The following is a 12,452-nucleotide window of genomic DNA, read 5'->3' on the forward strand; positions in this document are numbered from 1 at the left end:
AAAGCGGGATTTCCCATACAAACCCCGGTCCTGTTTGTGGGTAGCTTGGGGTACATGTCGCACCGCTTGACCCCCACAGTGGTTCGGGCCATCGGGCAGATTCTGGCGGTTTCTTATCCTGTGCTGGCGCTCTCGGCGGGGACTCGAGCCGTCTACCAGCTCTTTTTCAAGCCGGGCGTAACCGATAAATTCCCCCCTGCGCTGTCTGCGGTGGCGGCCTTGCTGTACCTGCTGGCGACCTTGGGGTTTGTGTTGCGCAAACCTTGGGCCTGGTGGCTCGCGGTCGGGATCTTGACCCTCGAGACCGCAGGGGTCTTGCTCGTGGGCACCCTGAGCCTGCTCGAGCCGGGGGTGATTGGGCGCACCGTTTGGCACGACTACGGGATTGATTACGGCTTCTTGCCCCTGATTCAGCCAATTCTGGGGCTAATTTGGCTGATGTGGCCGGAAAACCGCAGGGCGTTCTTCCTGGACCAACCCCGGCTCAGCCAGGGCCGAGGTTAGAGCACGATAGACTGTGGCCATGCTGGATGTGTTGGTGTGGATCGGTCTGGCTGGTCTGGGTGGGGTGCTGAGGCACCGCCTGCGCTGGAACTGGGCGGTCATGGGGATCTGGCTCAACCTCATTTGGTTCATCTATCAAAACGAGATGGGATCGGGCTGGCTGATGTATCTGCGGGGGGTGGGGTTGGCTGCGCTGCTGGCCGTGGGATACCGGCAATATGGGCTGGTCTGGGCCCTGTTGCCTTGGCCGCTGCTGCTGTATGCCCGCTTTGATTTTTATCAGCTCTGGCCCTACACTCCGGCCTGGGGGGATGGATTCATGCTGGGGACCCTGGTCTACTTGGTCGCCGGGCTTTTCAAGAGGCCGGCGTAAAGCTCGGGGCGGCGCTCCGAGAGCACCCGGAACTCCTCGCGCAGGCGCTTGGGCAGGTCTGGGGTTAGCTCCACCACCCGCACCCCTTCGGACTCGAGCCGGGTCAGTTCCATGCCCAGGGGATCCAGGGCCAGGCTCGCGGCCCCAAAGGGTTCCTCAGCATGGTTCACCGCCAGCAGATAAGCCTGATTTTCAGCCGCCCGGGCTTTGGTGAGCAGTTCCCAAGCGTAGGCCCGGCTGGCCGGCCAGGCCGAGGGGACCAGGAACAAATTCACCCCGTCCACAGCGTAGGCGCGGAATAGCTCGGGGAAGCGCAGGTCGAAGCAGATGGCCAGGCCGAGGTTAAAGCCCCCGAGCTCGAGGGTCACCAGCTGATTCCCCGCCACCATGGTTTCCGGCTCGCCGAACGCGGGGATCAGGTGGGTTTTGGTGTAGCGGGCCATCGGGCCGCTTGGCCCCAGCACGTGCACGCGGTTGGCGTAGCGCTCTCCTGAGGTCTCGAGCACCCCTCCGGCCACGACCATCCCGGTGCGCTGGGCGAAGCCCTGTAAGGCCGAGAGCACCTGGGGGGTTCGCACCGCGTCGGGGTAGCGGTACCCGCTGGGGAAAAGCTCTGGCAAAAGCGCCAGGTTGGCCCCCTGCTGGTAGGCCTGCTCGAGCAAGTTCAGGGCGGCCTCGAGGGTGCGCTCTGGGGTGTCACGGGTTGCCAGATGAAGAAGAGCCGCCTTCATGATGCCTCCTCAGGCGATAGACCAGATAGGGCAGGCCGGTTCCCAAGCCCGCTCCAATCAGGGTTGCCGCCAGCTTGCCATTGATCGCCTCAACCACCAGCAGCAGGCCCAGAACCAGGGCAAACAGCGGGATGATAAAGGGTTTGCCGCTGCCGTACTGCACCACCCCGCTGCCCACCAGGGTGGCGACCGCCAAAGCCACCCCAAAATCGCTGCGGGCCACCAGGTAAAACCAGACCGCGGCAATCACCCCAGCCAGGGTTAGGGTCTGGGCCAGGCGTTCAGGGGTAAGGCGGGGGCGCATAGCTCAGGACTTAATCCACCGCCAGACGATCAGGCTCGAGAGGATCAACCCCACCCCACCCCAAGCCACCTGGGGCTCCTTGCCGGCAAAGCCCAGCACGGCGGAAAAGACCCCCGCGCAGAGAAAGCCGATTGCGTATTTGGGATTTACCGTGACTCCCAACAGCAGGGTCACCAAAAAGCCGGAGACCGCGGGGGGCAGTCCAGCCCCCACCGCTACCACGCCCACCAGCAAGGCCAGGGTGATGACGAGCCCGAGGAAGTAGGCCCCAGGGAAGGGTTCCTTATTGGGTTTTTCTTTTGCTTTAGGATTAGCCATACCGTCGCTCCAGCGTATCACGTTCTCAGGGCAGACCCCGCAGCCCAGGGGGGATCTGCAGGCTGCCCCAGTTGAGTTGCCAGTGCCCGTAGAGGTCGCGTTGCAAAGGGGGCCACACCACCGTGCTGGCCTGACCCCCGATCTGGCTCAGGGGGACTGGGCCGAAGTCCCTCGAGTCCTCCGAGCCTCCGGGGCTGCGGTTGTCCCCCATTACAAAGTACATGCCCTGGGGAACCACAAAATCGCCGGCCTGGCCATGGCGGAAGGGCCAGGTGTCGGAGTTGGCCAGGGCGGAGGTCTGATCCCACTGGCCCAGCTTTTGCCAGTACGGCACCGTGTGGCTTTCCTGAACCGCCCGCCCGTTGATGTAGAGCTGTCCTGCGACCATCCGCAGGCGATCGCCGGGTAGCCCTACAATTCGCTTGATGAAGAAGGGCCGAAAGGTCGCCCCCCACGGGCCCAGCACCGGAAGCGGCTGCACCGCATAGGGCGAGGTGAGCGGGGGTTTGACCACCACCAGCTCTCCCCGCTGAAAGCTGCCCCAGCCGAAGCGATGCAGCCAGGTTTGGTATTTGGGCACCCAGAGCCGCTCGCCGGATTTGAGGTTGGGGAGGTCGCTGGTACCCACCACCCCCACGGTGGTGAAGAGAAAGGTGGTCACCAGTAGAGCCACCAGCACGGCTTCGCTCACTGGGCGCAGCCACTCCAGCCAAAGGTATCGCCAAAACGAAGGGGCTTCTCGAGCAATCTCGGAGTTTTGCAGCATTCGGAGTACTCCTTATGAGGTTAGGGACGAGGGATCCATAGACACCTGAGGCTCAGAGATGCAGGGCGGGGCTCTGGGGGTAGCCTTGATGGAGGAGTTTGGATGGGGCTGGCCTGCCCTCGAGGCCGGGCCTACCCCGCGTTGCTGGGGCATGGGGTGGGGGAGGGCGGTCGGGAGAACGGCGGGGCTCGAGGCCGGCGTGGCTTGGATCTCCGCCAGCAGCCCCACCGAGACCGGCATGGCTTTGGTGCAGTCGGGCCCAGCAGCACAGGAGGGCGGGGGATAGACGGGCCTCAGGGCATCCACCCAAAGGTAACGGGCTTCCGCGATGGGGATCAGCAGCAGGGCCAAAAAGGGCAAGAGCCGAGAGACGGCCTGCCAGGGGATGCGGCCAACGCTGCGCACTCCTAGCAGGATAACCCTTCAGATGATGGGAAGCTGAAGCCTTCGAAAGGGCTACAGCAGCAGGTCCTTTAGGGCTTCCAGGGTGGGGGCTACGGTGTGGACCTGAGTTTCTTGCCCCCACAAGGCTTCCAGCGCAGCTTCTTTGGGTCCGGGTAGGCCCAGCGCTTTGGAGACCACCTCAGGGAACTTGGCCGGATGGGCAGAAGCTAGGGCCACCACAGGGGTGGGGTCACCGGTGCGGGCACGGTAACGCTCGACGGCCTCGAGGCCCACCGCGGTATGGGGATCCGCCAGGTAGCCGTGGGTTTGGTACACCTGAGCCATGCGCTCTAGGGTCGCGGGGTTGGAGACGGTGGTGCCCCAGATCCACTCCCGCATTCGCTCGGGGCTGAGCAAGGCGTACAGCCGTTCGAAGTTGCTGGGCGAGCCTACATCCATGGCGTTGGAGAGGGTGGCGATGGTGGGTAGGAACTGGTAGGCCTCGGCCCGACCGGCCAGGAAGTCCGGGAAGAAGTGGTTGTCGTTGTGGGCTGCGATGAAATGCCCCACCGGCAGGCCCATCAAGGCCGCCAACACCCCACCGGTCAGGTTGCCCAGGTTCCCGCTGGGAACGCAGAAGTTGAGGGGGGTGGGGGAGCCCGTCTGGGCGGCAGCCCACAGGTAGTACAGTGACTGCGGCAGGAGCCGTCCGATGTTGATGGAGTTGGCGCTGGACAGGGGTAGGTGGGCCAGCTCTGGATCCAGAAAGGCTTCCTTGACTATGCGCTGGCAGTCATCAAAATTGCCCTCCACCGCCAGGGCCCGCACCCCCTTGCGCCGGACGATGAGCTGTCGCTCCTGAACCGCGCTGACCTTGCCCTTGGGGTAAAGCAGTACCACCTCGAGGTTGTCTTGCCCGGCGAAACCGTCGGCTACCGCGCTGCCGGTATCCCCCGAGGTGGCCACCAAGATGATCCGCCGCTCGCCCCGCTGGCGCAGAAAATGCTGCATCAACCGGGCCATGGTGCGCGCCCCGAAGTCCTTGAAGGAGAGGGTGGGGCCGTGGAACAGCTCGAGCACGAACAGGTCGTCGCGCAGCCGCACCAGCGGGCAGGGGAAATTCAGCGCGTCTCGGATGATGGATTCCAGCGTTTCGGCAGGGATTTCCTGGCCCAACCAACCCGGCAGTACCCGGCACCCCACCTCAGCGATCGTCCCGGCCTCCATCCAGTGGGCTGGATGGATTTTGGGGACGCGGTTCGGGACATATAACCCCCCATCAGGGGCCAGGCCCTCGAGCAGGGCTTCCTCAAAGGACACCGGCGTTTTCTGGGGGTCACGGGTGCTATAGTAGCCGATCATCGGTTGCCATGTTACGACATCTCTAAACCTCCTCGAGCGGCTCGATCTCCACAGTTGGAGCCGGCAGCGCCTGGGGGATGGGCAGGTTACCCGGTATGCCCAGCAGCACTTTGTACAGGTCGCTCAGCACCGCGCTGGCCGTTACTCCTCCGCCAGCCCCGGCCCCAGCGAAAACCAGCTCTCCGATGGGGTCGCCGCGATAGACCAGGGCGTTGCGTCCGCTGCCCAGGGTGACCAGGGGGTGGCTCAAGGGGAGCTGGACCGGGCGCACCGCCGCAACCCACTGCCCCTTTTCGGGATAGAGGCTGGCCACGAGCCGCACGGCCCGCCCCTCGACACGAGCCTCGTGCAACCGTTGGGGGGTGAGGTGGGCAATCCCTCTGGTTCGGGCCCGAACCTCTTCCCAGGAGAGGCCTGGGTCTACGGTGAGCCGGGCCAGAACGGTGAGCTTATGGGCTGCATCAATTCCGCCCACATCGAGGTTGGGATCGGCTTCCAAGTAGCCCAGCTCCCCGGCTTCCCTGAAGGCCGCCTCGTAGCTCGAGCCCTCTTCCATCCGTCGGAGAATGTAGCTGCAGGTTCCGTTGACAATGCCGTGCAGCTCTCGGGTCTGGTTTCCCCACAGGCTGCCCAGCGCGCCCAGCACCGGGGTTCCGGCCATCACGCTGGCTTCGTAGTACAACTCGCCCCCCTCGGCATACTCCCGCAGCTCGGCCCAGCGCTCGGCCAGAAGGGCCTTGTTGGCGGTAACCACCGGGATTCCGGCCTCGAGGGCCTCGATCACCATATCCCCGGCCAGGCCGGTTCCACCCGCCACCTCTACCAGCACGTCCACATCCTGTAAAAATCCTTGGGTTTGGGTGGTGAGGAGGCGGCTTGGAAGGCCAGGACGGGGCTTGTGCTCATCGCGTACCAAAACCTTGACCAGCTCGAGCTGTACGTCCAGTGCGGCCCAGCGAGACCGGTGCTGAGGCAACAATCCGGCGAAAGCCAAGCCCACCGTACCCGCGCCCAAAAGTGCAACCCGAATGGTTTCCATGCGCAGAAGTATATGGGAAAGTGAAGGGGTGGAGCCCTGGTTTACCTTACGCCAAGAAGCCCAGCAGCGGGGGTTTCTCGCGGAATGGGCACCGCTCGGCCTGCCGGAAGAGGCCCAGCGGCGTTACCGAGCCTGGCTCGAGGCGGGAAACCACGCCTCCATGGACTACTTGCTCCCCAGCACCCGGCTCGAGCCGGCGCAGCGCTTTGCTTGGGCCAGGAGTGTGCTGGTGTTGGCCGCGCCCCAGGCCTACCCCGACCCGGGCCCACCTGAGGGCGGGGTGCGGCTGGGTCGGGTGGCGCGCTACGCCTGGGTGCGGGACTACCACGTCCTGCTGGAGCCCTACCTGAGGGAGCTCGAGGACTGCGCGGCCAAGCTGGGGGTGCAAGCCAAGGGATATGTGGACACCGGCCCATTTTCGGAGCGGAGCTATGCCGTCCTGAGCGGGCTGGGTTGGGTTGGCCGCAACGCCATGCTGATGCGGATGGGGGAGGGAGCCTACCTGAGTCTGGCCCTGCTGCTGACGAGCCTCGAGCCCCCTGAGCCCGCCCCGCCCTATCCCAACCGCTGTGGACGCTGTACCCGCTGCCTGACCGCCTGCCCCACCGGGGCCCTGCTGGGGGACGGAACCCTGGACGCCCGGCGCTGCATCAGCTACTGGACCATCGAGCACCGGGGGCTGATTCCGGCCCCGTTGTGGCCCCTAATTGGGGATTGGCTGTTTGGTTGCGATCTCTGCCAGGAGGTCTGCCCTTGGAACCGCAAGCCCCAGGTCTTCTGGTCGGGGTTTCGTCCGGAACCTGAGCTGGCCCACCCCGACCTCGAGGAATTCTTCTCGCTCTCCAGCCGGGCCTTTGCCCGACGCTATGAGCGAACCGTGTTCTTGCGCCCAGGCCGTACCCGAATGGCCCGCAACGCCCTGATCGTGTTGGCCAACCGGCAGGAGCACCTGCCGCTGGTGCGCAGGGCGGCTGGAGATGTAAACCCCGTCGTTCGCGCCACCGCGGCTCGAGCCCTGGCCCGGTTTGGGGATTGGGACGCGGTGGCCCGGCTGGGCCATGACCCCCAGCCCGAGGTGGCCCAGGAAGCCCAGGCGGTTCTGGCCGGCCGATAGCCCCTATTGCGGAAACCGCCCTTGGCGCACCACCTCGGCCAATACCTCGGGCAGCTCCCAGGCGGCCAGATCGAAGGCCACCTGGCCGTAATCATAGGGCAGCTTGAGGAAGTGATGCACCAGATCCCCGTTGATGTCGTCCTCGAGGATCAGCACATCGGCCCCAGGCTCACCGCCCAGGCTCAAGCCGACCGAACCGGGGTCATAGATGACGCCCTTGTGAACCGCCCGGCGGAAGGGGATGTGCCGTCCGGCTACCACCCCATAGCGCGAACGCAGCCCCTCGAGCATCTTGAGGATCTCGGCGGGGTGGGCCTCGAGGTCTAGTTTTTGCTCAGGGTCTTCGGGGGAGCCGTGAAAGGCCATCAGCCGTCCGCCTGGGGTATCCAGGCGGTGGCGCGAGCGTAGGTTGCGCAAAAAGTTCATCTCTCGAGAGCCGAGCTGGGCCCGCGTCCAGAGGATGGTGGTCTCGGCGATGCCCTCCCGAGCCTGAGCTGGGAGGGCGTAGGCTACGCGCAGGTCGGCGGCTCCTGGTACACAGGGAATGCCTTCGCGGTCCAGCTTGCGGATCACTTGGCGGGGATGCGGGCCGTACCCGACGATATCCCCGATGGCCCATATCTGCTCAACCCCTTCTTTGCGTAAGGCCTCGAGGGCGGCCTCGAGGGCTGGAAGATTGGCGTGAATCTCGGCGATGATGCCCAGGCGCATGGCAACTCATTCTGCCATGATTTAGCCATAAAGGCGGGTTAGATGGCTCAGTGGAACCGGCAAAGGGGCAGGTTGAGTAACCTTTATGCACTGTTCACCCCAGGTAAGCCCAGACCCACCCGGCTTACGGGTGCATAACCAATACCAAGGTATAGTAATATGTCGCCACATCCCCTATGTGGACCTCTTTGCGCCACCCTGGATTTCGCCGTTTGTTTTTGGCCCAATTGGTTTCGCAAGCGGGCACCCAGGTGCATCGGATTGCCCTGCTCACCCTGATGTACCTCCTGACTCGAGAGGCCGCGTGGGTCTCCCTGACCTTGGTGGCGCAGTTTGTGGCCCGGATTGTGGCGGGGCCACTGCTGGCCACCTGGGCCGACACCCAAGACCGCCGCCGGGTCATGATTCTGGCTGATCTTGGACGGGCTGTGCTGGTACCGCTGATCCCGTTGTTGGGGGGAAAGTTCCTGCTGGTGATTTTAGGGCTGGTGTTCCTGGTGGAAACCCTGACCACCCTGTTTGACCCTGCGGCCAACGCCTCAATCCCCGACTTGGTCCCAGCCGAGCGATTGGATGAAGCCAATGGCCTGATGGCCTTCACCCAACGTTTTGCCGAGGTGGCCTTTTTGGGGGTAGCCGGGGTGCTGGTGGCTACGGTGGGGGCAGCCATAGCGTTTTACTTCGACGCCATTACCTACGTAATTTCGGCCCTGCTGTTGCTGGGCCTGCCCCGCTTGGCCCCTGAGGCAACGGGGAGCGCGGGCTACTGGCTGCGGGCCAGAGAGGGGGTGCGATTTTTATGGTCGAACCCCGCTATACGAACCACCGTAGGGCTCCTGTTCACTGCGGCTTGCTTTGGCTCGGTAGAAGGGGTCTTGATGGTCATCTTTGCCAATAAGGTGCTGGGGGTGGGGGCGGCAGGTTTTGGGGTGATCGAATCGGCAATGGCCTTGGGGGTGATGCTCACCACCCTGGGGTTTGGTGGGTTAAGTGGGCGGGTTCCTCGAGAGCGACTGTTTTTGCTAGGATTGGCCGCGTTTGGAATCCTGGAGGCCAGCATTGGGGCGCTGCCGGTGTTTGCTTGGACCTTGATCGCCTTCTTTTTCTCGGGGGTGGCCAATACCTTGTTTATCATTCCAGCCCGCTCGATCCTTCAGAGCAATACCCCCTCCGAGATTCGGGGTCGGGTGTTTGCTGCGTTCCAGGCGGTGATGGCCGCCGCGCAGATCATTGGGGCGGCCTTGGCCGGGCTGGCAGAACCTCACCTGGGGGCTCCGCTGGTGTTCTTGCTGGCGGGGCTTTTGGTCAGCGCTTCGGTGGTTGGAGTGGCCCTGCGCGGTGGAATTCCGGCAGCCAAACCTGCTTGAGGGCTCCCCTATAATAGAGCTGTTGACGGAGGAGCGATGAACATCCAAAAAATTATGAAAGAGGCCCAAAAGGCCCAGAAAAAAGCCGCGGAGGTTCAGGAGAAGCTGGGCAGCATGAGCGTGGTGGGCAGCGCCGGGGGTGGGCTCATCGAGGTTACCGCCAATGGCCATGGGCATATCCAGGGGATCAAGCTCAAGCCCGAGGCGGTGGATCCTTCAGACCTAGAAGCCCTGGAAGACCTTATCTTGGTCGCGGTTCAGGACGCCCAAACCAAAGCCCACGAGCTGTCCGAGCGGGAGATGAGCCGGGAGTTGGGTGGGATTGGGAACATGCTGGGGGGCATGTTCTAGCCGGGAGGAGGCAGGGGAAGGGCCCTGCCTTGCCCTAGGCGATTGACCTATGCGCTACCCTGAGAAACTCCTCAAGCTGGTGCGGGCCTTGGCTGGACTGCCGGGGGTGGGGCCTAAGAGTGCCCAAAAGCTGGGGTTGTTTTTGGTGCAAAACCCAGATGCGGCCAGGGAATTGCTCGAGGGTCTTGAGGGGGCAGAAAGCCTGCACCCCTGCAAGCGGTGTGGCAATCTGGCCGAGGCCGAGCTGTGCCCCATCTGCTCGGACAGCGAGCGCGACCACGGTCTAATTTGTGTGGTGGAGACCATCAATGACCTCATGGCCATCGAGCGCAGCGGGGAATATGAGGGGTTGTATCACGTGCTGGGGGGAGCCCTGAACCCGTTAGAGGGGGTTGGCCCGGAGCAGCTAAACCTCGAGGGACTCTTTGGGCGCCTCCAAGGGGTGCGCGAGGTGATTCTTGCGACGGGGATGACCGTCGAGGGGGAGGCCACCTCGAGCTATCTGGCCGAGCGGTTGGCGGCTATGGGGGTTCGTTCGACCCGCCTGGCCTATGGTTTGCCGGTGGGGGGGAGCCTCGAGTATGCCGACGAGGTCACCTTGGCGCGGGCCCTGGAGAACCGGCGCGGCTACTCGTAAACCCTCAGCCCGAACTGCAGGGTGGAGCCTGTGACCCCGGAGGCCGGTTTTTGGTGCAATTGGGCCAAGCCCCCCCAGGGCCTTGTGCTACTTTAACCTGGTGCTCAAGTCGCTCGAGCCTTTGGGAATTCGTCAAGCGGTGCTCACCTCCCAGGATGGTCTGGTGATTGAGAGCGCGGGGAACTCGAGCCCTGAACCTGAACTGCTGGCGGCGGAACTGGCCACTTTATTGCGGAACAGCCAGGCCCTCAGCAAGAGCCTGGGGGGGTCGCCCAAGCGCTTCAGCCTGGCCACCGAGCAGCGTGAGGTGTTGGCGGTGGTGTTTGGGCGCTATTGTTTAGGGGCGGTGGTGGACCGCACTGCAGACCGGAAGAGCGTGGGGAATGAGCTTTCGCGGTTGGCCCTGCGCCTTGCTAAGACGCTGTGAAAGGGATGCCTATGGTGCAAATGGTGCTTGCAGAGCTGCAAACCACTGCCGGTGTGCTGGCCTCAGCCCTGGTGGCCGAGGATGGCTTCATAGTGGAAAGCCTACGGGGTGAGCAGGCCCCCGACGTGGATTTTCTGGGGGGGGCGGCTTCCACCGCTCTGGCCTCGGCCAGGGCGCTTTCCCAAGAGCTGGGGCGCGGGGAGGTGGAAGAAGTCATGGTAGAGTACCCGCAGGGACCTCTGCTGTTGGTTCCTCTGGAGCGGAACTACCTGCTGGTGGTGCTGATGGATTCCATGCAACATCTGGGCCGCCTTCGCCTTCAGCTCAAGAAAAGCATTCCCCGCCTCAAGGAGGCCTTAGCGTGAACGACGCACAACCCACCATGCCCGAACTGCGCATTGACATTGACCGTGAGACCGCCGGTGGCCAGTACGCTAACTTCGCCGTCTTTTCCCACCAGAAGAATGAGTTCTACCTGGACTTTGCCCTGCTTCAACCCCAGACCGATCCCAATGTGGTCGGGGCTTTGGTGGTGGCCCGCATCATCACCTCGCCCCAGCATGCCAAGGCCCTGCTCCATAGTTTGGCCGAAAACATCAGCCGCTACGAGCAAACCTTTGGCCCTATTCCCGAGGCCGTGGACCCCAGCCGGGCCTGAGTCGGCGTCAGCGTCCGGCGGCAAGGTTTCGCAGGGCGGCTTCGGCAGCCTCGAGGGTGGCCTTGAGCTCGGCTTCGCCGTGAGCGGCTGAGAAGAACGCCGCTTCAAACTGGCTGGGAGGCCAGTAGATTCCTTGTTCCAAGAGTCCGTGGAAAAATCGCTTGAAGGCTTCGGTATCGGAGCCCACGGCCTCGGCATAGGTCTGGACAGGCCCCTCTCGAAAGAACAGGGTGATCATTGAGCCTGCCCGGTTGAGCGTGGCCGGAACCCCGGCGGAGCGGGCAATCTCCTCTAGCCCGGTCTGCAAGGCCTGGCCGTAGGCCTCGAGTTGGGCGTAGGGAGGGTGCTCGGCCAGGGCCTCGAGGGTGGCGATCCCCGCCGCCATGGCGATGGGGTTTCCGGAGAGGGTTCCGGCCTGATACACCGGCCCGCTGGGGGCCACCTGCTCCATAATCTCGCGCTTGCCGCCATAGGCCCCCACCGGCAGCCCACCCCCGATAATCTTGCCCCAGCAGACCAAATCGGGCTCGAGCCCCAGCCGCTCCACCGCCCCGCCTGGGGCCAGGCGGAATCCGGTCATCACCTCGTCGGCGATGAGCAGAGCGCCATGGGCTCGAGTCAGGCCTTGCAGCGCTTCGAGAAACTCAGGGGTGGGAATGAGAACCCCAGCATTGCCCACCACCGGCTCGAAGATCACCGCGGCAATCTCTGGCCCCTGTGACGCGAAGAGCGCCTCGAGGCTTTCTGGGTCGTTGTAATCAGCCACCAGGGTCAGCTCAGCAAACGCCTGGGGCACCCCGGCACTGCTGGGAGCCGATCTAGCGCTGCCTCCCCCTGCGGTCAGAAGCCCCGAACCAGCCTGCACCAGCAGCCCATCGGCGTGGCCGTGGTAGTTGCCTCGGAATTTCACGATCCGGTCCCGACCGGTATAGCCTCGAGCCAGCCGCAGCGCACTCATGGTAGCCTCGGTGCCGCTGCTGACGAATCGGACCATGTCGCAGCTGGGATAAGCCTGCAACACCAACTCGGCCAACCGAACCTCACGCTCGGTAGGGGCGCCGTAACTGGTGCCTTCCTCGAGGGCCGCGCGCAGGGCCGCTTGCACCTTGGGGTGCTTGTGCCCCAAAATCATCGGCCCCCAGGAGCCTAGATAATCGATCAGCTCGTTTCCGTCGGCATCCCACAGCCGCGCCCCCTCAGCTCTGGCGATAAACCGGGGGGTTCCGCCGACGGCCTTGAAGGCCCGCACCGGCGAGTTAACCCCGCCGGGAATTACGGTTTGGGCCCGCTCGAACAGTTCTTGGGAACGCTGGATCAGGGGGGTACGGGTGCTCATGGCCTGAACATAGCACAACTCGAGAGGGATGCCGCTTTGACACTTTGGTGACACTTGTTCTTTACCGGTA

At 64.0% G+C, this 12,452-nt stretch carries 18 protein-coding genes; 9 read left to right on the forward strand and 9 right to left on the reverse strand.

Features of this window, described 5'->3' with window-relative positions:
• Nucleotides 1–54: 54 nt before the first annotated feature.
• Together Mgrana_RS01700 and Mgrana_RS01705 are read left to right on the forward strand one after the other, a co-directional pair.
• Nucleotides 55–504, forward strand: coding sequence for a hypothetical protein (locus Mgrana_RS01700; RefSeq protein WP_119355872.1), 450 nt, complete (start codon nucleotides 55–57; stop codon nucleotides 502–504).
• Nucleotides 505–523: 19 nt separating this feature from the next.
• A complete protein-coding gene (locus tag Mgrana_RS01705; protein ID WP_119355873.1) occupies nucleotides 524–877 on the forward strand; it encodes a hypothetical protein in 354 nt (117 codons plus the stop codon).
• On the opposite strand, the gene Mgrana_RS01710 is transcribed toward Mgrana_RS01705, so the two are convergent.
• From Mgrana_RS01710 to Mgrana_RS01740, 7 genes are read right to left on the reverse strand one after another with little or no spacing between them, the layout of a single operon-like run.
• The gene (locus Mgrana_RS01710; protein WP_119355874.1) at nucleotides 841–1,608 is read right to left on the reverse strand and encodes a nitrilase-related carbon-nitrogen hydrolase; all 768 of its coding nucleotides are present in this window, start codon (nucleotides 1,606–1,608) and stop codon (nucleotides 841–843) included. The genes Mgrana_RS01705 and Mgrana_RS01710 overlap by 37 nt on opposite strands.
• Nucleotides 1,574–1,912: a hypothetical protein gene (locus Mgrana_RS01715; RefSeq protein ID WP_119355875.1), complete on the reverse strand. Its 339-nt coding sequence runs from the start codon at nucleotides 1,910–1,912 to the stop codon at nucleotides 1,574–1,576. The genes Mgrana_RS01710 and Mgrana_RS01715 overlap by 35 nt, the downstream gene beginning before the upstream one ends.
• Before the next feature lie 3 nt (nucleotides 1,913–1,915).
• A complete protein-coding gene (locus tag Mgrana_RS01720; RefSeq protein WP_119355876.1) occupies nucleotides 1,916–2,230 on the reverse strand; it encodes a hypothetical protein in 315 nt (104 codons plus the stop codon).
• Nucleotides 2,231–2,255: 25 nt separating this feature from the next.
• A complete protein-coding gene (lepB, locus tag Mgrana_RS01725) occupies nucleotides 2,256–2,996 on the reverse strand; it encodes a signal peptidase I (protein ID WP_119355877.1) in 741 nt (246 codons plus the stop codon).
• A 12-nt stretch (nucleotides 2,997–3,008) separates the two neighbouring features.
• Entirely contained in the window at nucleotides 3,009–3,401 is a 393-nt protein-coding gene (locus Mgrana_RS01730; protein ID WP_119355878.1) for a hypothetical protein, read from the reverse strand.
• A gap of 51 nt (nucleotides 3,402–3,452) precedes the next feature.
• Nucleotides 3,453–4,742 carry a threonine synthase gene (thrC, locus tag Mgrana_RS01735; protein ID WP_119355879.1) on the reverse strand — a complete coding sequence of 430 codons (1,290 nt, stop codon included), beginning with the start codon at nucleotides 4,740–4,742 and terminating at the stop codon, nucleotides 3,453–3,455.
• Between the two features lie 22 nt (nucleotides 4,743–4,764).
• On the reverse strand, nucleotides 4,765–5,781 hold the full coding sequence (locus Mgrana_RS01740; RefSeq protein WP_119355880.1) for a homoserine dehydrogenase: 1,017 nt from the start codon (nucleotides 5,779–5,781) through the stop codon (nucleotides 4,765–4,767).
• A gap of 28 nt (nucleotides 5,782–5,809) precedes the next feature.
• On the opposite strand from Mgrana_RS01740, the gene queG reads away from it, so the two are divergent.
• Complete coding sequence (gene queG / locus Mgrana_RS01745; RefSeq protein WP_240631203.1) at nucleotides 5,810–6,895, forward strand: tRNA epoxyqueuosine(34) reductase QueG; 1,086 nt, start codon at nucleotides 5,810–5,812, stop codon at nucleotides 6,893–6,895.
• Nucleotides 6,896–6,898: 3 nt separating this feature from the next.
• On the opposite strand, the gene Mgrana_RS01750 is transcribed toward queG, so the two are convergent.
• The gene (locus Mgrana_RS01750; protein WP_119355882.1) at nucleotides 6,899–7,606 is read right to left on the reverse strand and encodes a metallophosphoesterase family protein; all 708 of its coding nucleotides are present in this window, start codon (nucleotides 7,604–7,606) and stop codon (nucleotides 6,899–6,901) included.
• 188 nt (nucleotides 7,607–7,794) lie between these two features.
• Here Mgrana_RS01750 and Mgrana_RS01755 point away from each other — a divergent pair, with 188 nt between their 5' ends.
• From Mgrana_RS01755 to Mgrana_RS01780, 6 genes are all read left to right on the forward strand, one after another.
• Nucleotides 7,795–8,973, forward strand: coding sequence for an MFS transporter (locus Mgrana_RS01755; RefSeq protein WP_308629366.1), 1,179 nt, complete (start codon nucleotides 7,795–7,797; stop codon nucleotides 8,971–8,973).
• 36 nt (nucleotides 8,974–9,009) lie between these two features.
• Nucleotides 9,010–9,324 carry a YbaB/EbfC family nucleoid-associated protein gene (locus Mgrana_RS01760; RefSeq protein WP_119355884.1) on the forward strand — a complete coding sequence of 105 codons (315 nt, stop codon included), beginning with the start codon at nucleotides 9,010–9,012 and terminating at the stop codon, nucleotides 9,322–9,324.
• A 49-nt stretch (nucleotides 9,325–9,373) separates the two neighbouring features.
• A complete protein-coding gene (gene recR / locus Mgrana_RS01765) occupies nucleotides 9,374–9,961 on the forward strand; it encodes a recombination mediator RecR (RefSeq protein ID WP_119355885.1) in 588 nt (195 codons plus the stop codon).
• Nucleotides 9,962–10,043: 82 nt separating this feature from the next.
• Nucleotides 10,044–10,388 carry a roadblock/LC7 domain-containing protein gene (locus Mgrana_RS01770; protein ID WP_240631204.1) on the forward strand — a complete coding sequence of 115 codons (345 nt, stop codon included), beginning with the start codon at nucleotides 10,044–10,046 and terminating at the stop codon, nucleotides 10,386–10,388.
• A gap of 11 nt (nucleotides 10,389–10,399) precedes the next feature.
• Complete coding sequence (locus Mgrana_RS01775) at nucleotides 10,400–10,753, forward strand: roadblock/LC7 domain-containing protein (RefSeq protein WP_119355920.1); 354 nt, start codon at nucleotides 10,400–10,402, stop codon at nucleotides 10,751–10,753.
• 17 nt (nucleotides 10,754–10,770) lie between these two features.
• The gene (locus Mgrana_RS01780; RefSeq protein ID WP_119355921.1) at nucleotides 10,771–11,046 is read left to right on the forward strand and encodes a DUF3467 domain-containing protein; all 276 of its coding nucleotides are present in this window, start codon (nucleotides 10,771–10,773) and stop codon (nucleotides 11,044–11,046) included.
• Nucleotides 11,047–11,053: 7 nt separating this feature from the next.
• Here Mgrana_RS01780 and hemL read toward each other — a convergent pair whose 3' ends face one another.
• Nucleotides 11,054–12,382, reverse strand: coding sequence for a glutamate-1-semialdehyde 2,1-aminomutase (gene hemL / locus Mgrana_RS01785; protein WP_119355886.1), 1,329 nt, complete (start codon nucleotides 12,380–12,382; stop codon nucleotides 11,054–11,056).
• Nucleotides 12,383–12,452: the final 70 nt, after the last annotated feature.

Source organism: Meiothermus granaticius NBRC 107808, assembly GCF_003574355.1.
GTDB classification, from domain to species: Bacteria; Deinococcota; Deinococci; order Deinococcales; family Thermaceae; genus Meiothermus; species Meiothermus granaticius.

Bases quoted from the DNA above. Each gene is read 5' to 3' on its own strand.
- Mgrana_RS01740 (WP_119355880.1), bottom strand. From the start codon at position 5,781: ATGGAAACCATTCGGGTTGCACTTTTGGGCGCGGGTACGGTGGGCTTG.
- Mgrana_RS01720 (WP_119355876.1), bottom strand. From the start codon at position 2,230: ATGGCTAATCCTAAAGCAAAAGAAAAACCCAATAAGGAACCCTTCCCT.
- Mgrana_RS01760 (WP_119355884.1), top strand. From the start codon at position 9,010: ATGAACATCCAAAAAATTATGAAAGAGGCCCAAAAGGCCCAGAAAAAA.
- recR (WP_119355885.1), top strand. From the start codon at position 9,374: ATGCGCTACCCTGAGAAACTCCTCAAGCTGGTGCGGGCCTTGGCTGGA.
- thrC (WP_119355879.1), bottom strand. From the start codon at position 4,742: ATGATCGGCTACTATAGCACCCGTGACCCCCAGAAAACGCCGGTGTCC.
- Mgrana_RS01705 (WP_119355873.1), top strand. From the start codon at position 524: ATGCTGGATGTGTTGGTGTGGATCGGTCTGGCTGGTCTGGGTGGGGTG.
- Mgrana_RS01700 (WP_119355872.1), top strand. From the start codon at position 55: ATGTCGCACCGCTTGACCCCCACAGTGGTTCGGGCCATCGGGCAGATT.
- Mgrana_RS01710 (WP_119355874.1), bottom strand. From the start codon at position 1,608: ATGAAGGCGGCTCTTCTTCATCTGGCAACCCGTGACACCCCAGAGCGC.
- hemL (WP_119355886.1), bottom strand. From the start codon at position 12,382: ATGAGCACCCGTACCCCCCTGATCCAGCGTTCCCAAGAACTGTTCGAG.
- Mgrana_RS01715 (WP_119355875.1), bottom strand. From the start codon at position 1,912: ATGCGCCCCCGCCTTACCCCTGAACGCCTGGCCCAGACCCTAACCCTG.
- Mgrana_RS01775 (WP_119355920.1), top strand. From the start codon at position 10,400: ATGGTGCAAATGGTGCTTGCAGAGCTGCAAACCACTGCCGGTGTGCTG.
- lepB (WP_119355877.1), bottom strand. From the start codon at position 2,996: ATGCTGCAAAACTCCGAGATTGCTCGAGAAGCCCCTTCGTTTTGGCGA.
- Mgrana_RS01750 (WP_119355882.1), bottom strand. From the start codon at position 7,606: ATGCGCCTGGGCATCATCGCCGAGATTCACGCCAATCTTCCAGCCCTC.
- Mgrana_RS01780 (WP_119355921.1), top strand. From the start codon at position 10,771: ATGCCCGAACTGCGCATTGACATTGACCGTGAGACCGCCGGTGGCCAG.